The following is a 20,575-nucleotide window of genomic DNA, read 5'->3' on the forward strand; positions in this document are numbered from 1 at the left end:
GCGAGCTGGTCGGCGGTGGACCAGTGCGTCGTAGCCGGCTCCCGAGCGGCCGGTTCGTGGCAGAGTGGCGGGATGTCTGGAGCGCGGTACGGGATGGATGCGCCCTACGGGTTCGGCTTCGTGGCCCTGGTCGTGCTGGGGTTCTGGGTGACCGGGCTGGTGATGGCGGTCACCGCCGATCTGGCCGCCGCGCTGCCCGCGCTGGTCTCCGGCACCCTGCTGGCGGGATGCCTGGCCCTGAGCCTGCACGCCACGCTGCGCGGCAAGTTCCTGGTCTGGCGGGACGTGCTGGACGAGCTGGACCTGCGAGGCGACGAACGGCTGCTCGACCTCGGCTGCGGACGCGGCGCCGTCCTGCTGGCCGCCGCCCGGCACCTCCCGCAGGGCCGGGCGGTCGGCGTGGACCTGTGGCGCGGACGGGACCAGTCCGGCAACACCCCGGCGGCGACCCTGCGCAACGCCCGCGCCGAAGGCGTCGCCGACCGCGTCCACGTGCAAGGGGGTGACCTGCGCAGACTCCCGTACGCGGAGGCGAGCTTCGACCTGGTCGTGTCCAGCCTGACGGTGCACACCATCTTCGGCGCGGACGCCCGCGCCCAGGCGATCGCCGAGGCGTACCGGGTGCTGCGGCCGGGCGGCCGCCTGCTGATCGCCGACCTGGCGCGGACCCCCCGCGAGTACGCTGCGGTGCTGGCCCGGCTGAACGCCCAGGACATCCGCGTACGCGGCCTCGGCTGGCGCGCGTGGTGGGGCAGCCCGTGGGTCCCGACCCGCCTGCTCACCGCCCGCAAACCAGCCACCCCCTGAACACCAACCGGCACGATCCAGGCCCCATGGTCAGCGTCCGACGAGCACCCTCGATCACAGAGCGCCCGCAGGGAATTCAGTAGGGCGGCTCGGCGGACTGCTGGGCCTGAGCTTGAGTGTGGGCTCAGCCGACTTTCGGGGTGGCGCGGTCGATGATGGGGGGACAGGTCCAATTTCGGCGGGCGGGTGCCGGAAACGGCTCCCCAGTCGCCCGCGAGGCGGGACGCGCAGAAGGCGTCGGCTACCGCCGGATGGCCATGCCTGACCAGCAGCGATGCCTGGATAACGAGGGCTCGATCACGCCACGGGCGAAGCGCCTGGAACAGACCGACACAGCACTCCTGGCGGGAGCAGTGTGGTCATGATTGACGGTGGGCGGGTGGTCAAGGGGTGGTGAGGGCGGTGATTCTCGCTTTGGCGTCGGTGATCAGGTTCGCCGCGTGGGGGCCGGCGGCGTACCGGGCCGCGTTGATGGCGCCGGCGGCCGCGGAGGGCGGGTCTGGGTTGGTCGCGTGGTGCAGGGCGAACCAGAGCCACCGGTGTTCGTGGTCGCCGAGCTGGGAGCGGCGGGCGCGCAGGTGCGCCTCCGAGGTCAGGGCACGCGCGTTGATGCTGGCGACGATGTCGGGATCTTCGTCGAGGTCCGCGTAGCGGGCCGCCTCCGAGGCGGCCCACCACGCCAGGTCCCGCAGTGCCGGTTCGGGTAGTCCGGTCAGTGCTTCGGCGTCGGAACCGAGCGCGTTGTCGATGCTCCGCCAACGCGGATACAGCGTGGGCAGGTCCGGCACGATCCGGAACGCGATGTCGGCGGCCTCGATGCGGGCCAGGTCTTCGGCGGTGATGCCATGGCCGGTGAACCGCTGGACGGCCAGCAGGCCCTGCGCCTCCTTGCGACGGTCCAGGTCGGAGAAGTCGAGATCGGAGAGGAACAGGGCGAGCTGTGGTGGCGCGTCGAGGTCGCCGAACGGTTCGTCCGAGAGCAGCACTTCGCCATGCTCGGCGAACGACAGCCTGGTCAGCGCATTGACGTTCCAGTACATGCTGGCCGCCCGTCCGGTGGCGGACGCCCGCTCCAGCACGGGCGCGCGCGAGCCGCAGAAGCCGTTGTACTCAACGGCGATCACGGCGCCGCCGACGTCCAGCACCGCGACCCAAGGGTCGATCGACCTTCGGTTCATCAGATCGTCGGCGATTCTCTGCAGCGACTCCGGCTGGGCCGGGTCCGCTCCGAAGGCGCGCAGCACGTCCGCGGCCTCCGACCCGGTCACCACCGTGACCGTCGCGGCCTCGGACAGGGTGCTGTCGTCCAACCACCGGTAGACGGCCTCGGGCGGTTCGGGACGTACCGGCTCCGGCTCGCCGCGCAGCCGGTGGCCGAGCCGGTCGGTGCGGGTGTGCACGATCTCGGCCGCGGCGGGAGCCTGCCATATCCAGAGGTCATAGGACTCGCGGCTGTCGGCGTCGTCCCGGCCGCGGGCGTGGACCCGCAACCGGTAGTCGCCCGGCCAGGGCGGGGTGAAGCGGCGCAGTTGCGGCTCGACCTCCTGGGCCCCGGTCACGGACGCGCCGCCGGTCGCTGCATGCCAGCTGACCTCGACGACCTCCTCCCAGCCCGTGGCGACCTCCTGCGGCGGCTCTTCCAGGACGTGCGCCAGCATCGAGACGCGTCCGTTCTCGCGGCCGGTGCGGATCAGCGCACCGCCCGGCACTACCGCGACCAGCCCGTTGCCGCTGAAGTCGGCCTCCTCCGGGACGTCGCCTTCCTCCAGCAACGCGAACCTGTGCCCCGACACCGGCGGCGACCCGCTGACCGCGACGGGCATCAGGTACTCCTCCCTGACCTTGTCGAGTATCGCGGCGGCGTAGCCGGGAGGCATCGGGGTCTCGTTCAGCAGCAGGACCGCGGTGCCGATCGCGACGCCGAGCACCGCGGGCGGTCCGGCGACCCGGGGGTGGATGCCCGCCCGGTGCAGGACGGCGGCGGTGGTGGATACGGCCAGCGCGAGTCGCGCCGCGCCGTGCGCCGCGGCCACCCCCTCCTCGTCGGTGACTTCGGGTCCGACCGCCAGGAGGGCGGCGACGCGCGGGACGGTGGCGAGGCGGCGGACCAGGGCGGCGACCAGGGGCACTGCGCCCGGCCGGACATGGTCCAGCATGGCCGACGCGGTCACCGCCTCGCTCATCCCGTCCATGGTCATCATGCCGAGGCCGCCGGTAGGCGGCCCGCCCAGGAAACCGGCCAGGTCCGGGGCGTCGGCGAGGTCGAGTTCCGGGACGGTCAGTTCCAGCGCGCCCAGGAGGCGTTCGGTCAGCAGTGGCGGCAGCGAAGCGAGCGCGTCCCGCACCGGCGACCCGCTCGGCCCGGGCCGGACGCCGGAGTAGAAGTCGGCCCCGGGCCTGCCGGTCATCCCTCGGATGCGCCAGGTGTCGTCGGCGGCAGCCCGCAGCCGGCCGAGCTCGGCCGCCGGTGCGGCGGGTATGCGGGTGACGACCAGCGGTATCGCTTCGGCGACCGGCCCCGCCAATTCCTCCAGCACCGCTTCCGGAACCTCGACCACAGCACCTCCGACCGCCGATTCTCACCAGACGGACGGAACCCTAGCCATCGACTACGACACTGCGCCTGCCAAGGAGTTCGCCGCCCGGCCGCGAACGAGAGCGGGCGGCTGCTGTATCCGAGCGTCCCTCATGGAGGTCGCCGCTCCGGCTGCCGGGATCGAGCACTTTAAAAGTGCGGCCCGCCGGTTTCCCGACAGGTGCTGTAACGCGGCCACGAAGGCCGGCTCGACGGCTTCGCGCTGCTCGTTCGAGCCTGCGGTCGGGGGCAGATGAGGTAGTGCCGCTGCGGTGGCGATGTCTAGAGTCTGTGTCGTGAACGACACTGGAGCCGACGTCGACAAGCGCGTTGCCGAGGCGTGGGCGCGGATCGAGGCCGGCCTGAGTCGCGTCCTGCCGGCTTCCCTGCATCACCTCAATGCGCAGGCCGCGGTACAGGAAATCGATGCGGTGGAGGCCGCCTTGGCCATACCACTGCCCCCGTGGCTGCTCGACTTTGATCCGGCCCCGGGGGGAACGCCCGGACAAGTGGTTCGGGTCGACGTCGAATGCGCCTCATGTGGGCTCAGCCGAGCTTCGGGGTGGCGCGGTCGATGATGGGGGACAGGTCCAATCCCGGCGGGAGAGTGCCGAAGGCGGACCCCCAGTCGCCCGCCAGGCGGGACGCGCAGAAGGCGTCGGCGACGGCCGGGTGGCCGTGCCTGACCAGCAGTGACGCCTGCAGGACGAGAGCCAGGCGCTCGGCTACGCGGCGGGCACGGAGCTCGATCGTTGCGGTGTCGGTGAAGCTTTCCTTGGCATCCTGGACGGCTGCGTCCAAGCGCTTGTCGGCCCCTCGGGCAAGCTCGACCTCGCAGAAGAACGCGTCCAGCGTCTGTGGCTCGCGTAGGACCGCGCGGAGGAGATCGAGCGCCGCGACGTTGCCGGAGCCCTCCCAGATCGAGTTCAGCGGCGACTCCCGGAAGAGGCGGGGCATGCCCGAGTCCTCCACGTAGCCGTTGCCGCCCAGGCATTCGAGGGCCTCGGCGGCGTGCGCGGGCCACCGCTTGGTGATCCAGTACTTGCTGATCGCGAGCCCGAGCCGCTTGAACGCCGACTCCGTCTCGTCCCCGCGCACCGAGCGGTCCGTCGCGCCCGCCAGCCGCAGCATCGTGATCGTCGCGGCCTCGGACTCGATCGCCAGGTCCGCGAGGACGTTGCGCATCAGCGGCTGGTCGATGAGGTACGCCCCGAACGCCTTGCGGTGCGCGGCGTGGTGGACGGCGGTCGTGACGCCCTGCCGCATCCCCGACGCCGCGCCGATCACGCAGTCGAGCCGGGTCATGTTGACCATCTCGATGATGGTGCGGACGCCGCGGCCCTCGTCCCCGACCCTCCAGGCGACGGCGTTCTCGTACTCCACCTCCGAGGACGCGTTGGACCTGTTGCCGAGCTTGTCCTTGAGCCGCATCAGCCGCAGCGGGTTCAGCTCGCCGTCCGGCAGGACGCGCGGGACCAGGAAGCAGGTGAGGCCGCCCGGGGCCTGCGCCAGCGTCAGGAACACGTCGCACATCGGGGCGCTGGTGAACCACTTGTGGCCGACGAGCCGGTACGTCCCGTCCGGCTGCGCGGCCGCCCGGGTGGTGTTGGCCCGCACGTCCGACCCGCCCTGCTTCTCGGTCATCGACATGCCGGCGATCAGCGCGTTCTTCGTGAGCGGGGCGCGCAGGCCGAAGTCGTACTCCCGCTCGGCGAGCAGCGGCTCGTACCGTGCCGCCAGCTCCGGGGACTGCCGCAGCGCGGGGACGGCGGCGTAGGTCATCGAGATCGGGCAGCCGTGACCCGCGTCCACCCGCCACGTGTAGAACTTGGCGGCCCGCGCGACGTGAGCACCCGCACGCGCGTCGGTCCAGGCGGAACCGTGCAGCCCGTGCGTCACCGCGACGGTCATCAGCTCATGCCACGCCGGGTGGAACTCGACCTCGTCGATCCGGTGCCCGTAGCGGTCGTGGGTGCGCAGAACCGGCGGGTTCTCGTTCGCGAGGCGTCCCCATTCCTGTGCCCGCTCGGTGCCCGCCAGCCTCCCGAGCTCGTGCACCTCGGCCTCGGCCCACCCGGCGCCCTCGCGCTCCAGCCCGTCCAGCAGGACCGCCTCGTCGGCCGTGTCGTGCCCGGCGAGCGGGGGAACCTGATTGAACACCTCGTGCGTCACCGTGCCGCTCCCGCGTTGCTCCGACTACGTTCGAGCCATCGCGACGCAGGATACAGAATCCCGTTCGGGCAACCATTGATCCTGCCCTCGGCGTGCCCGTGCGTCCATCCTCCTCAAGTGGTGGGGCGATCTCGTCCGCGCGGCGGATTGTCCCGCGGCCGCGGGGGCATACCTTCGGAATCATGAGTCAGTCCAGTCCGCAGCCGGAGCGGCGCTCCTCGTGCCGCCCGCGGGACCGGCGGCAGGACCTGCACCCCGACCGGCCCGTCACCGACCCCCTCGAGCCGGGCCCCGACGCGATACGGGCCTCGGACGCCGAGCGGGAGGCCGTCGTCGAGCGGCTGCGGATCGCCTCCGTCGAAGGACGGCTCACCTTCGAGGAACTGACCGAGCGCAGCGAGGCCGCCTACGCGGCCGTCACCCGCGGTGACCTGGAGCGCATCACCGACGACCTGCCGGGCATGGGCGCGCCCGGCGCCAACCGCGCGCCCCGCCAGATCAAACGCAAGTTCAGCGCCGTCATGGGCGACTGCAAGGAGAGCATCGTCGGGCGCATCGACGGGCCGCTGGAGGCCGTGGCGGTGATGGGCGACGTCGTGCTCGACCTGCGCGGCGCCCAGGTTCCCACCGGCGAGATCCACATCTCCGCCACCGCCGTGATGGGCGACGTCAAGATCATCGTCCCGGACGGCGTCAGCGTCGAGTTGTCCGGGCACGCCTTCCTCGGCGAGCGCAAGATCGCCGTCCGCGAAGCGCAGCCCGGCGCCCCCGTGCCCGTCGTCCACGTCACCGCCCACGCCGTCATGGGCGACGTCAAGATCGTCGACGACGAGCACTACGCCCCGCTCCGCCGCGCCATCGTCTCCTGGTGGCGCGACAAGAAGTAGCTACCGGCGGCGGGAGTCGTCGTGGCGTTCGGCCTCCTCGACGCCCTCCTCGTCGGGCGGGAGCGTGTCGGGGTGCTCGATCTCCACGCCGGGCGTCCCCGTGCCGCCGGCGCCATGATCGGTGGTGGGCCGGGTCCGGCCGCGGGCGTCGGAGTCCTCGTTGACGGGGGCGAAGTCGCGGTCGTGCGTCTCTTCTGGCTCGTGTCCGAGATCCTCACGCTTCATGGCAGCCCGCATACCCGCCCAGCCGGGCGCCGAACGCGGAATCGAGACGGCCCCTCCTCAGACGGCCCGTGCTCAGACGGCCCGTGCCCTGTGGGACGTCTGAGCAGGCCGGGGGTTTGAAGGGTCGTCCACCCGGGAGACGACCGCCTCGTCGTAGCGGTGGACGATCAGGTCGGCGACTTCCGGGGCCGCCCCGAGGACGGAGGAGACCGCGGTGGCGCCGGCGTCCAGCGCCGCCGCCCGGACCTTGTCGGCGAAGTACCCCGGGGCCAGGAAATAGGACGCCACCGCCACACGCGGAGCGCCCGCGTCCAGCAGCGCCGCCACCGCCTCGGCCGGCCCGGGGCGGGCCGCCGACGCGTAGGCCGGGACCACGTCCCGCCAGCCGCGCCGCCGCCACTCACGTGCGAGCCGCGCGATGGTGGCGTTGGCCGAGGCGTGGCTGGAGCCCGCCGACACCAGTACGACCGCCGTGTCCGGGTCGCCGGGTTCCACGCCGGCGTCGGACAGGCGGCGGTCCAGGGCGTCCGTCAGCAGCGGGTGGGGGCCGAGCGTCTCGGCCGTGTGCAGGCGCAGCCGCGGATGCGGGCCGCGCACCCGGTTCAGGACGCCCGGGATGTCGGTCTTGCTGTGGTATGCAGCGGTGAGCAGCAGCGGCAGCACGACCGCGCCGGTCGCGCCGTCCCGGGCGAGTCCGTCCAGGACGCGGTCGGGCGCCGGCGGCGCGTGGTCCAGGAACGAGGCGTGGACGGGAATGTCCGGGCGGCGGTCCCGCACGACGTCGAGCAGCTCGGCGACGGTCGCGGCGGCACGCGGATCGCGGCTCCCGTGCGCCACCGCCACCATCGGCCTGCTCACAGGTGGATACCGCACTCGGTCTTGCCCGATCCGGCCCAGCGGCCGCTGCGCGGGTCCTCGCCGGCCGCGACCGGGCGTGTGCACGGGGCGCAGCCGATCGAGGGGTAGCCGTCGTAGTGCAGCGGGTTGACGAGCACCCCGTTGTCCTCGATGTAGTTGTCCATGTCCTCCTGGGACCAGTCCAGGATCGGGTTCACCTTGACCATGCCGCGCTTGCGGTCCCACTCGACGACGCGGCGGTCGCGGCGGCTCGCGGTCTCGTCCCGGCGGATGCCGCTGAACCAGGCCATGTAGCCCTCCAGCGCGCGGCCGAGCGGCTCCACCTTGCGCAGGTGGCAGCACAGGTCCGGGTTGCGGCCGAACAGCCGTGGGCCGAGCGCGGCCTCCTGCTCCTCGACCGTGCGGGACGGGGTGACGTTGATGACGTTCACCGGGTACACGGCCTCGACCGCGTCCCGGGTGCCGATCGTCTCGGCGAAGTGGTAGCCGGTGTCGACGAACAGCACGTCGATGCCGGGCTTCACCTTCGACACCAGATGGATCAGCGCCGCGTCCGACATGGACGAGGTGAGGCAGATGCGCTCGCCGAACGTGGCGGCGGCCCAGCGGATGACCTCCAGCGTGGGCGCGCCGTCCAGCGCGACGGCGGCCGATTCGACGACGTCTTCGAGGTCAAGGGCAGGTCTGTCGGTCTCCAGAAGCGTCACCGAGGGATCTCCTTGCTTGCGGTGCCGGGAGCGCCGACACCGAGGAATCGCAACCTGAAGGAACGGACGCAGTCGGGGCAGAACCATGAACCGTATTCTTCCTGCGGTTCCAGGTGCTCTTCCCCGCAATAGGGGCAGTAGAACGGCGCCATCCGCTCGCCTCCGCCCGTGTGCGGGGGACCGGCCCCCGGGTTCGCTCCGCTCGTCATTTGAGGTCCGCTTCGTCCGCGCGATGCACCCACTCGGCGAAGGTCTCGCCGTCTTCGCGCTGCTTGTCGTAGTTGCGGACGATCCGCTCGACATAGTCGGTCAGCCCGGCCGAGGTGGTCTTCAGCCCGCGGACCTTCTTGCCGAACGAGGCGCCGAGCTGCCCGCCCAGGTGGATCTGGAACCCCTCCACCTGGTCGCCGTTCTCGTCCACGACGAGCTGGCCCTTCAGGCCGATGTCGCCGACCTGGATGCGGGCGCAGGCGTTCGGGCAGCCGTTGACGTTGATGGTGAGCGGCTGGTCGAAGTCCGGGAGCCGCTTCTCCAGCTCGTCGATGAGGTCCATCGAGCGCTGCTTGGTGTCGACGATGGCGAGCTTGCAGTACTCGATGCCGGTGCACGCCATCGTCTGGCGCCGGAACGTGGACGGGCGGACCTGCAGGTCGTGCTTGGCCAGCTCGTCGGCGAGCGCCTCGGTGTCCTCCTCCGGGACGTCCAGGATCACCATCTTCTGCTCGATGGTCGTCCGGACCCGGCCGGAACCGTAGCGGTCGGCCAGCTCGCCGATGACGCCGAGCAGCTCGCCGTTCACGCGGCCCACGCGCGGTGCGAACCCGACGTAGAAGCCGCCGCCCTGCTGCGGGTGGATCCCGACGTGGTCGCGGCGGGCGAGCGGCGCGGCGGGCTCCGGGCCGTCCGGCAGCGCGTAGCCGAGGTATTCCTTCTCCAGCACCTCGCGGAACTTCTCCACGCCCCAGTCCTTCACCAGGAACTTCATCCGGGCGCGGCTGCGCAGCCGCCGGTAGCCGTAGTCGCGGAAGATCGAGGTGACCCCGTGCCAGATCTCCGTGGCCTGCTCCGGTTTGACGAACACGCCGAGGCTCTGCGCGAACATCGGGTTGGTGGACAGCCCGCCGCCGACGAACACCTGGTAGCCGGTCTCGCCCAGCTCGTTCACCACGCCCACGAACGCGATGTCGTTGATCTCGTGGACGGTGCAGTGCGAGGTGCAGCCCGACAGCGCCGTCTTGTACTTGCGCGGCAGGTTGGAGAACTCGGGGGAGCCGATGTAGCGGTCGTGGATGTCGCGCAGCTGCGGCGTCGCGTCGATCACCTCGTCGGCGGCGATCCCGGCCAGCGGGCAGCCGATGATGGTGCGCGGGACGTCCCCGCACGCCTCCATCGTGTGCAGCCCCACGGCTTCGAGGGCCTCCCAGATCGCCGGGACGTCCTCGATCCGCACCCAGTGCAGCTGGACGTTCTGCCGGTCGGTGATGTCGGCGGTGCCGCGGGCGTACCGGGTGGAGATGTCGGCGATGGTGCGAAGCTGCGGGCCGCTCAGCTGGCCGCCGTCGATGCGCACCCGCATCATGAAGTAGCGGTCTTCGAGCTCCTCGTCCTCCAGCGCGCCGGTCCTGCCGCCGTCGATGCCGGGCTTGCGCTGGGTGTACAGGCCCATCCAGCGGAACCGGCCGCGCATGTCGGCCGGGTCGATCGAGTCGAAGCCGTGCTTGGAGTAGATGTCGATGATGCGGCGGCGGACGTTGAGGCCGTCGTCGTTCTTCTTGTTCTCTTCGGTCTTGTTGAGCGGTTCCCGGTAGCCGAGGGCCCACTGGCCTTCGGCCTTCTTGCGCTTGATCGCGGGTGGCACGGCGCGCGTCCTCATCTGTTGTCGTGAGGGACGCGTAGCGCACCGGCAGTCTGAGGCAGCCGGCTCGACGCTGAGCAGGGTGAAGTCAAAGATGACGCCGATGCACCACGCGGCCCGCTGAGCAGGGGCGTGGTCGGGGCGTCACCGACAGATCGCGCTGCGGACGCGCAGGAAGTCCACGTGCCGGCGCTTCGCCAGCAACGGGTCCGCAGCAGTCATACCCGAACTCTGACACGCGGTCTCGCGGGCTGTCCAGTTACGTCCGGCATATGGACGAGTGAGATGCGTCATCCCTGCCGCTTCCAGTTCACCGGGGGCTCGGTGTCGCCGCTGGTACCGGGACCGGGCCGGCGTTCCCGCCCGGACGTCGCCGGGGCCGGCCGGTGCTGGCAGTCGCACCAGGATCCGCCGCGGCACTCCTCGTGGCGGCGTTCTCGGCACGACCGGCAGATCATGGTTCCAGTGTCACCCATCAAGGCCGGTGCCCGCGCCCCCCGGGCCTAAACGATCATGGGCGAGATGACGTTCCGGGTCGTCGAAGCGGGTATGAGCCAATGGGTGTGTAGGGGACATGCCACACGCCGACGCGACATTCGGGCGGGGGAGGCGGTCGGAACGCGACGCGCGGAGCGGACCACTGAAATGGGCGATGCGGCATGTTCCGGGCCCGTAACGCTTTACGGTGGGGCGGTGTGACCACCGTCTCCGACGCCGCGGGCGTCCCCCCGGCCGGGGACTCCGATCCGGACGAGGGCCCCACCGCCCTCGATCCGGGCAACCCCGAGGCGGACGCTCACGATCCTGACGGCGCCCCCGACCCGGGCGGCTCCGGTCCGCGCGGCCGGGCCCGCCTCCTGCGCGCACGCGTCCGTGCGGGCGCGGGCGCGGTGCCACGGGTCGCCTGGACCCTGACCAAGGGCACCGCGGTGGGCGCGTTCCGCTACCGGGTGACCGGGCTGGCCGCCGAGGCGGCGTTCTTCGCGCTGCTGTCGCTGCCGCCGCTGGTGATCGGGCTGATCGGCACGATGGGCCACCTGCGCGGCATGTTCGGCCGCGGCACCGTCACCGAGATCCGCACCTGGGTCATCGACCAGTCCGGAACCGTGCTGACGGGCTCGACGGTCGACACGGTCGTCGTCCCGCTGATCGACGGCGTGATCGAGGGCGGCAGTCCCGACATCATCTCGCTCAGCTTCCTGCTCTCCCTGTGGGCGGGGTCGCGGGCGACGAACGTCTACATCGACACGATCAGCATCGCCTACGGGCTCTCGGGCATCCGCGGCATGATCCGCACCCGGCTGCGGGCGTTCTTCCTCTACCTGATCGGCCTGCTGGTCATGCTGATCGTCATCCCGATGCTGGTGGCGGGGCCCACGCTGGTCCGGCGGGCGCTGCCGGAGAGCGCCGAGTTCGTCCAGGCGCTCTACTGGCCGGTCGTGGTGACCCTGTCGATCGTCTTCCTCGCGACGCTGTACCACCTGAGCGTCCCGGTGCGGACGCCGTGGCGGTGGGACCTGCCCGGCGCCGTCCTCGCGCTGCTGATCTGGATCGCCGGCAGTTTCGGCTTGCGGCTCTTCCTGGCCGGGTCGCTCAGCGGGGTGTCGCTGTACGGGTCGCTGTCGGCCGCGATCGCGGTGCTCGCCTGGCTCTACGTCGCGGCGATCGCGGTGCTGATCGGCGCCGCGCTGAACGCCGAGATCGACCGGCTGTGGCCGAGCGCCGACACCGCGCGGGCGCGGGCCGTCCGTGACGCGCAGGCGGAGGAGCGGCGGGAGGACGAGGACGCGGGAAGTAAAAACAACCCCGAATGAGGTCCTGATAAGGCAAAACATGTCGTAACCTCGCCTGACATGACCCCCCGTGAGGAGACCGGCCGGCTCCGGACCGTGACCGGCATGATCGCGACGTCCGACGTCACCGGGCCGGTGCTCTCCCACGAGCACCTGCAGATGGATCTGCGCTGGCCGCAGCGCCCGCAGCTGGTCGAGTCCGATCCGGGCCGCTGGCTGGACGAGGAGAAGGCCGTCCAGCGGGAGCTGACGGGGCTGCGCAAGGAGCACGGCCTCGGCCTCGTCGTCGACCTCACCTGCTCCGGTATGGGACGCAACGCCGCCGCGCTCGCCCGGATCAGCGCCGGCGCCCGGGTGGCCGTGGTCGCCGGGACGGGCGTGTTCACCGAGCCGTTCCACCCCGCGTTCGTCAGCGAGACCCTCGCCGCGGAGGCGGGTCCGGACGGGCCCACCGGTGTCGAGCGGCTCGCCGAGCGGCTCCTCGCCGAGGTCGGCTTCGGCATGGACGGCACCAACTCCCTGCCGGGCGTCATCGGTGAGATCGGCACCTGGGGCGAGGCGCCCACCGAAGCCGAGGAGCTCTGCCTGCGCGCCGCCGCCCGGGCCGCCCGCTACTCCGGGCTGTCGGTCGCCACCTACGGCCGCGCCGGCCTCGCCCAGATGGAGATCCTCACCGCCGCCGGGCTGTCCCCCGACCGTGTCGCGGTCGGCCAGCAGGACCGGGTGGACGACCCCGGCCAGCACCGCAAGATCGCCGAGACGGGCGGCTATGTCTCGTTCGGCACGCTCGGCCTCGCGGGCGAGGACCACGCGGCCATCGGCGCGCGCGTCCGCTGCGTCATGGACCTGCTGGAGGCCGGGCACGCCTCCCGGGTACTGCTGAGCACCGGCGTCTCCCGGATGGCCCAGGTCACCCGGTACGGCGGCGCCGGCTTCGGATACCTGTTCGACACGTTCCTGCCCGCGCTGCGCGCCGCCGGGGCCGACGAAGCCACCATCGAAGCGATCCTGCACGACAACCCGCTGCGCTGGCTCACCGGTTCCTGAGCTCGTCCACCTGCGCGTATCGCTCATCGGGGTGCCCTTCGGGGCGTCGCGCCGCAAGTCGGCGTTCGTGGGAGCCTCTGGGCGCGGCGGGAGTGGGTAGGGGTGACCCCGGAAGGGGGTGAGCGGATGTCCTGGAACAGATCCGCTCGCGATGACCTCCAGCAGACCGAGACCGTCCGGCTCCCCTACACCGACCGCGCCGAGGCGGGCCGTGTGCTCGCCGAGCGGCTCGCGCCGATGGGCCTGGAGGGCGCGGCCGTCCTCGCGCTGCCGAGGGGCGGCGTCCCCGTCGGGTACGAGGTCGCGCGGCGGCTGCGGTCCCGGCTCGACGTCCTGGTGACCCGCAAGATCGGATACCCGCCGCAGCCGGAGCTGGGCGTCGGGGCGATCGCCGAGGGCGGCTCGCCGGTGTTCGACGCCGACCTGCTGCGCCGGCTGGGGCTCCGCGAGGAGGACCTGGAGGCCACGGTGGCGGCCGAACGCGCCGAACTGGGCCGCCGGGTCGAGGTCTACCGGCGCGGGCGGCCGCTGCCGGAGACCGCGGGCCGCCCGGTGATCGTCGTGGACGACGGGCTCGCCACCGGCGGGACCGCGAGGGCCGCCGTGCGGGCGCTGCGCGAGCGCGGGCCGTCCCGGCTGGTGCTCGCCGTGCCGGTGGGCGCCGCCGAGACCGTCCGCGGCCTGGAGGCCGAGGTGGACGACATGGTCGTGCCGGCCGCGCCGTGGGAGTTCCGCGCGGTCGGCCAGTGGTACCGCGACTTCGAGCAGCTCACCGACGACGACGTGATCGCCTGGCTGGACCGGGCGGCGCGGGTCCGGGAGACGGGCTGACCCGGCCGCCCGGCCCGGGCGTCCGGGCGGGACGGCGGCGAAAAATGGTGCGGCGACTTTCTGAAAAATGGCCGCATCGCGAGGGCGCTTGCGGTAAAAGCACGGTTCTGCGGAAAGTCGGGTGCGATGTGACTCACATGTGACGCAGATGTGACGAAGCACCCGGGCCCGGTCCGCGTGGACCGGGCCCGGGCAACGCAAACGGCCCCGCGGGGCGGGGCCGTGTCGTTTTTCGGTGGCGTGCCGGGGTTTCCGATGGGAGCGTTGTAGCGGCCTGCGTACTCGACTAGGCGGCGTTGGCGCGACGCATCCGGCGGCGGCGCTCGGACGCGCGCTCGTCTTCGTTCAGACCGCCCCACGTGCCGTACTTCTCGGGCCTGGAAACCGCGTAGTCCAGGCACTCCGTCCGGACGGGGCAGCCCATGCAGATCTGCTTCGCCTTACGCTCGCGGATCTCGCGCTCGGGCTGACGCTCGCCGTCGGGACCGAAGAAGAGGACGAGGTCTTCCCCCCGGCACGCCGCGGCGTCCTGCCAGCCCCAGCTGGGACGAGGGAGGTTTGCCTGCCGACGTACCTGAGCCATGGAACACCCACCTTGATTGGTTTCGAACAATTTCAGGACATGGACGCTCGACATGCTTCAGGCGACATGAAGTCAGAAGCGCCGAATGGTCCAACGTCCAGAGTTGCCGCTCTGTTCCCCGTCCGGTTAAGCCGGAAACCTGGGGACGTGCGACACGAAGACCCTCGAATGGGGCCTCAGAGAGATTACACGAGGGCCGCCTCGTTGAGAAGGGTGAGTTCCCTAACAAGGTAGGTTTTCAGGTTCTCCCCGCATCCCGGCCCGCATGGCGCCGACTGCTCGACGGCCTCGACCACGACCCGGTAACGGCTCTCCTGTACTACAACGACCGCTTCGTACCGGGATGTTCCCGTGATCGATCGCACGGTCACGTCGTCCAGGCCAAGGCGGCCGGTGTGTGCGCGGACGAAGTGCTCCGCCGCCTGGGCGGGCTCGGGCGTTCCGGCGCGTCCGCGCAGCCTGTCCAGGACGACCTCGCCCCGCAGGTAGGCGTCCGCCGCCGTCACGGCCTGGGTCTCGCCGAGGTCGCCGTAGTAGAGCCCGTGTGGAAGACATACCAAATTCGCCGCAAATCGGTCACCGCCGACATGGGTGGTTTCCCATACGAGGCGATCGAAACGTGCGGTGAGGGTACGGGCCAGCGGCCCCCCGGCGCGGGCGCAGCAGACGTTGTGGCGCCCGTGCGTGCAGACCAGCAGCAGCGGCTCGGCCACCGGCTCCCCGAGGCCCGGCGACCGGCCGGCGGCGAGGGCGTCCAGATCGAGCGCCTCCAGCTCCGCCGGGTCGGCGAGTTCGCGTCCCTCGATCCAGACCTCCGCGCCGCGCGAGAACGCCGCGTAGACCTGGAGGGGCGGGGTGCGGCGCCGCCGCCCCGGCCGGCGGATCAGCTGGGGCCGGACGCCCGCCTTCCGCGCGGCCCGCACCGCCTCACCGACCGGTGCGGGCGTGGCGAGGTCCTCGACGCGCTCGGGCCAGGGGCCGGGATGCTCGACGAGCAGCCAGGCGCGCGCCTTCGCCGTCGCGCTCGCCAGGCACGGCCGCTCCCCGGTGTGGCTGCCGGGACAGTGCCCGCAGGCGTCGCCGCGCATCAAAAGGAGACCCCCGTAGATCTTCGATCGTTTAGGTAAGGGTAACCTAACGTATCGGGTCCAAACCGGCCGGGGGGCCGGGAAGGCGGATCAGCGCACCGCGGCTCGGGGCAGGAACGACTCGGCGGCGGGCAGCGCGGCCGCCCGGTCGGACGCGACGAGCCCGATCCGGGTGCGGCGGTCCAGCAGATCGCCCGCGTCGAGGGCGCCCTCGTGCCGCACCGCCCAGGCCAGCTCCGCAGCGAGCACGGGCAGCCCGGGGGCGACCGGTTCCAGCAGCGCCGGGTCGTCCTTCGCGAGCGCGGCCAGCAGCGGCGCCTCGGCCCCGTACCGCTGGACGAGACGGGACGGCACGTCCAGCGCGTCCAGCCGGTCCCGCGACGCGGCGCCGACCAGCGGCAGCCGGGCGGTCCGGCTCGCCACCGTGTCGAGCCCGCGGACGCGCGCCGCCGCGTCGACGGCGTCCTGCGCCATCCGCCGGTAGGTGGTGAGCTTGCCGCCGACGATCGTGACGACGCCGTCCCGCGAGGTGAGCACGGCGTGCCGCCGGGAGATGTCGGCGGTGTCGCGGCCCCGCCCGAGATCCAGCAGCGGGCGCAGCCCGGCGAACGCGCCCAGCACGTCCGAGCGCCGCACCGGGACGTCCAGCGCGGAACCGAGGATGTCGAGCAGGAACCCGATCTCGCCCGCCGTCGGCTCGGGCACGTCCGGGATCGGCCCTTCCGCGGGCTCGTCGGTGAGGCCGACGTAGACGCGGCCGTCGCCCTGCGGCAGCACCAGCAGGTACCGGCTGGCCGCTCCCGGGACCGGGATCTGCATCCCGGCCGACAATCCGCGCAGCGTCTCCGCCGCGACCACGATGTGGGTGCCGCGCGACGGGGTCAGCCGCACCCCGTCCACCAGGCCGCCCGCCCAGACGCCGGCCGCGTTCACCACCGAACGCGCCCGGACGGTGAACTCCCGGCCGGTCAGCTCGTCGCGGACGAGCGCGCCGTCGCCCGCGAGGGTGACGGCGCGGCAGCGGGTGAGGATGCGGGCGCCGTACCCGGCGGCGGTCCGGGCGAGCGCCGTGACCAGGCGCGCGTCGTCGGCGAGCTGGCCGTCCCACGACAGCAGCCCGCCGCGCAGCCCGTAGGGCCGCAGCGGGGGCGCCAGCCGCAGCGTCTCGACCGCCGACAGGCGGCGCGGTCGGGGCAGCACCGAGCGCGGGGTGCGCGCGGCGAGCCGCAGCGCGTCCCCGGCGTGCAGCGCGGCACCGACGGCCAGCGCGCGAGAGTGGGACACGAGCGGGGTCAGCGGCATCACGAACGGCAGCGCGCGCACGAGGTGCGGCGCGGTGTGCCGCATCAGCGCGCCGCGCTCGACCGCGCTTTCGTGCGCGACGTCCACCTGGGCGGACGCGAGGTAGCGCAGCCCGCCGTGGATCAGCTTGGAACTCCACCGGGACGTGCCGAACGCGAGGTCGTGGGCGTCGATCGCGGCGACCGACAGGCCCCGGGACGCGGCGTCGAGCGCGGTGCCCGCCCCGGTCGCGCCGAGGCCGACGACCAGGACGTCCACGACCTCGTCCGGCAGGGCGGCGAGCTCGCGTTCCCTGCGCGCCGCGTTGAGCGAGGTGCGGGGGATCTGCGGGGTCCGTGCGTGGAGATCTGGTGTGTTCAAGGCGCGAGCATCCTTTCCAGGATGTGGCGGAGTTCGGCGTCGAAGGCGTCGGAATCGAGGTCGGGGTCGGCGTCGTCGAGCATCGTCGGCGCCGACAGCACGAAGGACTGGACGACCAGCAGCACCGAGCGCGCCTGCCGGGCCGGATGGCCGGGGCGGACGGTGCCGTCGGCGTGCCCGGCCCTGAGCGCCTCCTCGAACAGCTCCAGGAACACCAGCTGGCTGGCGCCGCAGCGGTCCAGGACGTAGGGCAGCAGCAGCTCCGGATCCACTTCGATGATCTTGCGGAGGAGCGGGTGGTCGCGGAACGCCCGCACGCCGGTCACCAGGCCGTCCACGAACCGGGGCCGGACGGGGCGGCCGTCGTCGGGCGGCTGCAGGGTGTCGCCGAGCCCGACCCACTCGCGGGTCATCAGGTCGGCGACGATCGTGCGGACGTCCGGCCAGCGGCGGTACAGCGTCATCCGGGACACGCCGGCGCGGCGGGCGATGTCGGTCAGGGTCGTGCGGCGCACCCCGACGGCCAGCACGCAGTCCCGCGCGGCGTCGAGCACGGTGTCGTCCGCCGTCCGGCCGCCCGGCCCGTTGCGCTGCGGCGTGTCGCGCTCCACCTTGTTGTGACGATTCGACGTCATGTGTCACAGTGTAAGCACAGTTTCGAGGCCGGCGGCAGGCCGGCGACGGGAGGCGCGGGTGGAGACGCGGGACATGCTGTGGAGCGGCTGGGGCGATCCCGGCCGGGCCGCGCCGCTGCCGGAGCAGGTCGTGGGCCTGCTGCGCGAGATGCTCGGCGTCCGGCCGGCCGAGCGGCCCCCGGTGGCCCTCGCCGGCCTCGAGGTCCGCGACTCCCGGCTGCCGGCCGGCGACCTGACCGCGCTGGCGAAGCTCGTGGGCGACCGGAACGTCCGCGCCGACACCGAGACGCGCGTCCGGCACACGCGGGGCAAGTCGACTCCCGACCTGCTGCGCATCCGCGCCGGCGATACCGCCGACGCGCCGGACGCGATCGTCCTGCCCGGCACCCACGACGAGGTCCTCGCGGTGCTGCGGTACTGCGCGGGACGACGGATCGCGGTCGTCCCGTTCGGCGGCGGCACCTCCGTCGTCGGCGGCCTGGCACCGGCCGGCGTCGGCGCGTTCATCGCCCTCGACCTGCGCCGCATGGACGCCCTGGTCTCGGTCGACGAGGTCGCCCGGACCGCCGTCCTCCAGCCCGGCCTGCGCGCCCCCGACGCCGAGGCGCTGCTGGCCGGGCACGGCTACACCCTCGGGCACTTCCCGCAGTCGTACGAGTGGGCGACGATCGGCGGGTTCGCGGCGGCGCGGTCCAGCGGGCAGGCGTCCGCCGGGTACGGCCGCTTCGACGACATGGTCGTCGGGCTGACCGTCGCCACCCCGGAGGGCCCCCTCGATCTCGGCCGGGCGCCCAAGTCCGCCGCCGGGCCCGACCTGCGGCAGCTCGTCCTCGGCTCGGAGGGCGCGTTCGGGGTGATCACCTCCGTGACCGTCCGGATCCATCCCGTCCCGGAGGCCAGGGAGTACGAGGGCTGGCGGTTCGCGTCGTTCGCGGAGGGCGCCGCCGCGCTGCGCCGGCTCGCCCAGGACGGGCCGATGCCCGCGGTGCTGCGGCTCTCCGACGAGACCGAGACCATGATCGGCCTGGCCGACCCCGGTGCCATCGGAGGGCTGGAGGACGGGGGATCGGCGGGATGCCTGGCCGTGCTGGGGTTCGAGGGCGCCCCGGCGCGGGTCGCCGAGCGGCGTGCCCGGGCCGCGGACGTGCTGCGCGCCGCCGGCGGCGAACCGCTCGGCACCGGGCCCGGCGAGAAGTGGGAGCACGGCCGCTTCAACGCCCCCTACCTGCGCGACTCGCTGCTGGACGTGGGCGCGTTCGTGGAGACGCTGGAGACCGCCGCCTTCTGGGCGGGCATCCCCGCGCTGTACGAGGCCGTCCGGGTCGCGCTGATCGGCACCCTGTCGGGCGCGGGCACGCCGCCGCTGGTGATGTGCCATATCTCGCACGTGTACCCGTCGGGCGCGTCCCTCTACTTCACCGTCGTGTCCGCTCAGGGTAAGGATCCGGTCGGGCACTGGGACGCGGCCAAGCGGGCCGCCAACGACGCGATCATCGACGCGGGCGCCACGATCAGCCATCATCACGGTGTGGGCACCGACCATCGCGACTGGTACGCCCGGGAGATCGGGCCGCTGGGCGCCGCGGTGCTCCGCGCCGTCAAGGACCGGGTGGATCCGGCCGGGATCCTCAACCCGGGCGTCCTCGTCCCGCCGGCCGCAGGGGAGTGACCCATGAGCGAAGCGAACCGGGAGGCCACCGGTGACGATGGCCCGCGTTCGTTCACCGCGATCGTCAACCCGGCGGCGGGCGGCTCCGCGTCCGCCTCGTCGCTGATCACGCTGGCCCGGCTGCTGCGCGAAGCGGGCGCCGACGTCGCGGTCGAGTACAGCCGCGGCCTGGAGCACGCCACGGACGTCGCCCGCGCCGCCGCGGGAACGGGGCGGGTGGTGCTCGGCGTCGGCGGCGACGGCATGGTCGGCTGCGTCGGCGGCGCCCTGGCCGAGATGGACGCCGGGACGGGCGCGGTCCTCGGCATCGTCCCGGCGGGACGCGGCAACGACTTCGCGCGGCAGCTCGGCATCCCCTCCGACCCGGAGGAGCTGGCCAGGCTGCTGCTGGAGGGCGAACCGCGCGCCGTGGACGCCATCGACGCCAACGGCACGGCCGTCCTCGGCAGCGTCTACGCGGGCGTGGACGCGGTCGCCAACGACAATGCGAACAGGACGCGGCTGCTGCGCGGCTCCGCCGCCTACTACTTCGGGGCGCTCCGCGCGATCGTCTCGTGGCGCCCGGCCGACTACCTGATCACCGTCGACGGCGAGTCGCACGCGCGGCAGGGCTACACCGTAGTCGCCGCCAACTCCGGCTACTACGGGTTCGGCAAGCACATCGCCCCCGACGCGGCGGTGGACGACGGGCTGCTCGACGTGATCCTCATCCGGCAGGCGCCCAAGAAGCTCTTCTTCTCCGTCATGCGGGAACTGGAGGACGGCTCGCACGTGCGAAGGCCCGAGGTCGAGGTCATGCGCGGCCGCGAAGTACGGATCGAGCTGGCGGGCCCGCCCGGCAGGACGCTTCCGTACGGCGCGGACGGCGAACTGCCCGGGACGCTGCCGGTCACGGCCCGGGTGATGCCGGGCGCGCTCCGCGTCCTGGCGCCCTGACCAGCGGATTCGCCGGCGGCCCAGGGTTTGGCCCGATATTTGGGATGGTTTACGCCAGCATTACGGTCCCTCGGATAGCGTCAGTTACGTCCCGCTAAGGGACCGTTGGGGCCGTCTGCGGAAGCATCATGAGAAGGCGACTGAGTTCGCCGTTCTGGGGGGACTCATGAAGAACGCAGGCGCCCTCGTCGTGGTGGCGCCGGCGTCTCTGGGGGTGGCGCCGGCGTCCACCACGTACACGCGCT

18 protein-coding genes are annotated in these 20,575 nt (G+C 72.6%); 8 read left to right on the forward strand and 10 right to left on the reverse strand.

Annotated elements, in window-relative coordinates; all coding sequences use genetic code 11:
* Positions 1-72: 72 nt before the first annotated feature.
* Positions 73-807 (forward strand): class I SAM-dependent methyltransferase, encoded by a 735-nt coding sequence (locus ACGFIS_RS26010; protein ID WP_392898514.1) that lies wholly within the window; start codon positions 73-75, stop codon positions 805-807.
* 383 nt (positions 808-1,190) lie between these two features.
* On the opposite strand, the gene ACGFIS_RS26015 is transcribed toward ACGFIS_RS26010, so the two are convergent.
* Positions 1,191-3,365 (reverse strand): DUF6461 domain-containing protein, encoded by a 2,175-nt coding sequence (locus ACGFIS_RS26015; RefSeq protein WP_392898511.1) that lies wholly within the window; start codon positions 3,363-3,365, stop codon positions 1,191-1,193.
* A gap of 313 nt (positions 3,366-3,678) precedes the next feature.
* On the opposite strand from ACGFIS_RS26015, the gene ACGFIS_RS26020 reads away from it, so the two are divergent.
* The gene (locus tag ACGFIS_RS26020; protein WP_392898508.1) at positions 3,679-3,960 is read left to right on the forward strand and encodes a hypothetical protein; all 282 of its coding nucleotides are present in this window, start codon (positions 3,679-3,681) and stop codon (positions 3,958-3,960) included.
* Here the strand turns inward: ACGFIS_RS26020 and ACGFIS_RS26025 are convergent.
* Positions 3,929-5,554, reverse strand: a complete 1,626-nt coding sequence (locus tag ACGFIS_RS26025) for an acyl-CoA dehydrogenase family protein (protein WP_392898505.1) — start codon at positions 5,552-5,554, stop codon at positions 3,929-3,931. The genes ACGFIS_RS26020 and ACGFIS_RS26025 overlap by 32 nt on opposite strands.
* A 182-nt stretch (positions 5,555-5,736) precedes the next feature.
* Between ACGFIS_RS26025 and ACGFIS_RS26030 the strand changes: the two genes are divergently transcribed.
* Positions 5,737-6,441 carry a DUF1707 domain-containing protein gene (locus ACGFIS_RS26030; protein ID WP_392898501.1) on the forward strand — a complete coding sequence of 235 codons (705 nt, stop codon included), beginning with the start codon at positions 5,737-5,739 and terminating at the stop codon, positions 6,439-6,441.
* On the opposite strand, the gene ACGFIS_RS26035 is transcribed toward ACGFIS_RS26030, so the two are convergent.
* The 4 genes from ACGFIS_RS26035 to ACGFIS_RS26050 all read right to left on the reverse strand — a co-directional run bounded on the left by ACGFIS_RS26035 (position 6,442) and on the right by ACGFIS_RS26050 (position 10,104).
* A complete protein-coding gene (locus ACGFIS_RS26035; RefSeq protein ID WP_392898499.1) occupies positions 6,442-6,666 on the reverse strand; it encodes a hypothetical protein in 225 nt (74 codons plus the stop codon). It abuts the gene before it with no gap.
* Between the two features lie 72 nt (positions 6,667-6,738).
* A complete protein-coding gene (locus ACGFIS_RS26040) occupies positions 6,739-7,512 on the reverse strand; it encodes a sirohydrochlorin chelatase (RefSeq protein WP_392972988.1) in 774 nt (257 codons plus the stop codon).
* A gap of 8 nt (positions 7,513-7,520) precedes the next feature.
* Positions 7,521-8,231 carry a phosphoadenylyl-sulfate reductase gene (locus ACGFIS_RS26045; protein WP_392898497.1) on the reverse strand — a complete coding sequence of 237 codons (711 nt, stop codon included), beginning with the start codon at positions 8,229-8,231 and terminating at the stop codon, positions 7,521-7,523.
* Between the two features lie 205 nt (positions 8,232-8,436).
* On the reverse strand, positions 8,437-10,104 hold the full coding sequence (locus ACGFIS_RS26050) for a nitrite/sulfite reductase (protein WP_392898493.1): 1,668 nt from the start codon (positions 10,102-10,104) through the stop codon (positions 8,437-8,439).
* Between the two features lie 677 nt (positions 10,105-10,781).
* On the opposite strand from ACGFIS_RS26050, the gene ACGFIS_RS26055 reads away from it, so the two are divergent.
* The 3 genes from ACGFIS_RS26055 (at position 10,782) to ACGFIS_RS26065 (ending at position 13,757) form a co-directional block, all read left to right on the forward strand.
* Complete coding sequence (locus tag ACGFIS_RS26055; protein WP_392972858.1) at positions 10,782-11,900, forward strand: YihY/virulence factor BrkB family protein; 1,119 nt, start codon at positions 10,782-10,784, stop codon at positions 11,898-11,900.
* A 39-nt stretch (positions 11,901-11,939) separates the two neighbouring features.
* A complete protein-coding gene (locus ACGFIS_RS26060) occupies positions 11,940-12,926 on the forward strand; it encodes a phosphotriesterase (RefSeq protein WP_392972860.1) in 987 nt (328 codons plus the stop codon).
* Positions 12,927-13,052: 126 nt separating this feature from the next.
* Positions 13,053-13,757 (forward strand): phosphoribosyltransferase, encoded by a 705-nt coding sequence (locus ACGFIS_RS26065; RefSeq protein ID WP_392898484.1) that lies wholly within the window; start codon positions 13,053-13,055, stop codon positions 13,755-13,757.
* Positions 13,758-14,043: 286 nt separating this feature from the next.
* Here the strand turns inward: ACGFIS_RS26065 and ACGFIS_RS26070 are convergent, their stop codons facing one another.
* From ACGFIS_RS26070 to ACGFIS_RS26085, 4 genes are all read right to left on the reverse strand, one after another.
* Positions 14,044-14,340: a WhiB family transcriptional regulator gene (locus ACGFIS_RS26070; protein WP_021600082.1), complete on the reverse strand. Its 297-nt coding sequence runs from the start codon at positions 14,338-14,340 to the stop codon at positions 14,044-14,046.
* 185 nt (positions 14,341-14,525) lie between these two features.
* Entirely contained in the window at positions 14,526-15,428 is a 903-nt protein-coding gene (locus ACGFIS_RS26075; protein ID WP_392972862.1) for a sucrase ferredoxin, read from the reverse strand.
* A 90-nt stretch (positions 15,429-15,518) separates the two neighbouring features.
* The gene (locus tag ACGFIS_RS26080; RefSeq protein WP_392898479.1) at positions 15,519-17,090 is read right to left on the reverse strand and encodes a glycerol-3-phosphate dehydrogenase/oxidase; all 1,572 of its coding nucleotides are present in this window, start codon (positions 17,088-17,090) and stop codon (positions 15,519-15,521) included.
* Entirely contained in the window at positions 17,087-17,725 is a 639-nt protein-coding gene (locus ACGFIS_RS26085; protein ID WP_392898476.1) for a TetR/AcrR family transcriptional regulator, read from the reverse strand. The genes ACGFIS_RS26080 and ACGFIS_RS26085 overlap by 4 nt, the downstream gene beginning before the upstream one ends.
* Positions 17,726-17,798: 73 nt before the next feature.
* On the opposite strand from ACGFIS_RS26085, the gene ACGFIS_RS26090 reads away from it, so the two are divergent.
* Positions 17,799-19,394, forward strand: coding sequence for an FAD-binding oxidoreductase (locus tag ACGFIS_RS26090; protein ID WP_392899575.1), 1,596 nt, complete (start codon positions 17,799-17,801; stop codon positions 19,392-19,394).
* A 3-nt stretch (positions 19,395-19,397) separates the two neighbouring features.
* Positions 19,398-20,330 carry a diacylglycerol/lipid kinase family protein gene (locus ACGFIS_RS26095; protein WP_392898473.1) on the forward strand — a complete coding sequence of 311 codons (933 nt, stop codon included), beginning with the start codon at positions 19,398-19,400 and terminating at the stop codon, positions 20,328-20,330.
* Positions 20,331-20,575: the final 245 nt, after the last annotated feature.

This window comes from Spirillospora sp. NPDC048824, from assembly GCF_043198455.1.
In the GTDB taxonomy this organism is placed as follows: domain Bacteria; phylum Actinomycetota; class Actinomycetes; order Streptosporangiales; family Streptosporangiaceae; genus Spirillospora.

What these genes read in the sequence shown, in the direction of transcription:
- ACGFIS_RS26010 (WP_392898514.1), top strand. Translation starts at nt 73, where the DNA reads ATGTCTGGAGCGCGGTACGGGATGGATGCGCCCTACGGGTTCGGCTTC.
- ACGFIS_RS26030 (WP_392898501.1), top strand. Translation starts at nt 5,737, where the DNA reads ATGAGTCAGTCCAGTCCGCAGCCGGAGCGGCGCTCCTCGTGCCGCCCG.
- ACGFIS_RS26035 (WP_392898499.1), bottom strand. Translation starts at nt 6,666, where the DNA reads ATGAAGCGTGAGGATCTCGGACACGAGCCAGAAGAGACGCACGACCGC.
- ACGFIS_RS26040 (WP_392972988.1), bottom strand. Translation starts at nt 7,512, where the DNA reads ATGGTGGCGGTGGCGCACGGGAGCCGCGATCCGCGTGCCGCCGCGACC.
- ACGFIS_RS26050 (WP_392898493.1), bottom strand. Translation starts at nt 10,104, where the DNA reads ATGAGGACGCGCGCCGTGCCACCCGCGATCAAGCGCAAGAAGGCCGAA.
- ACGFIS_RS26060 (WP_392972860.1), top strand. Translation starts at nt 11,940, where the DNA reads ATGACCCCCCGTGAGGAGACCGGCCGGCTCCGGACCGTGACCGGCATG.
- ACGFIS_RS26065 (WP_392898484.1), top strand. Translation starts at nt 13,053, where the DNA reads ATGTCCTGGAACAGATCCGCTCGCGATGACCTCCAGCAGACCGAGACC.
- ACGFIS_RS26070 (WP_021600082.1), bottom strand. Translation starts at nt 14,340, where the DNA reads ATGGCTCAGGTACGTCGGCAGGCAAACCTCCCTCGTCCCAGCTGGGGC.
- ACGFIS_RS26075 (WP_392972862.1), bottom strand. Translation starts at nt 15,428, where the DNA reads ATGCGCGGCGACGCCTGCGGGCACTGTCCCGGCAGCCACACCGGGGAG.
- ACGFIS_RS26085 (WP_392898476.1), bottom strand. Translation starts at nt 17,725, where the DNA reads ATGACGTCGAATCGTCACAACAAGGTGGAGCGCGACACGCCGCAGCGC.
- ACGFIS_RS26090 (WP_392899575.1), top strand. Translation starts at nt 17,799, where the DNA reads ATGCTGTGGAGCGGCTGGGGCGATCCCGGCCGGGCCGCGCCGCTGCCG.
- ACGFIS_RS26095 (WP_392898473.1), top strand. Translation starts at nt 19,398, where the DNA reads ATGAGCGAAGCGAACCGGGAGGCCACCGGTGACGATGGCCCGCGTTCG.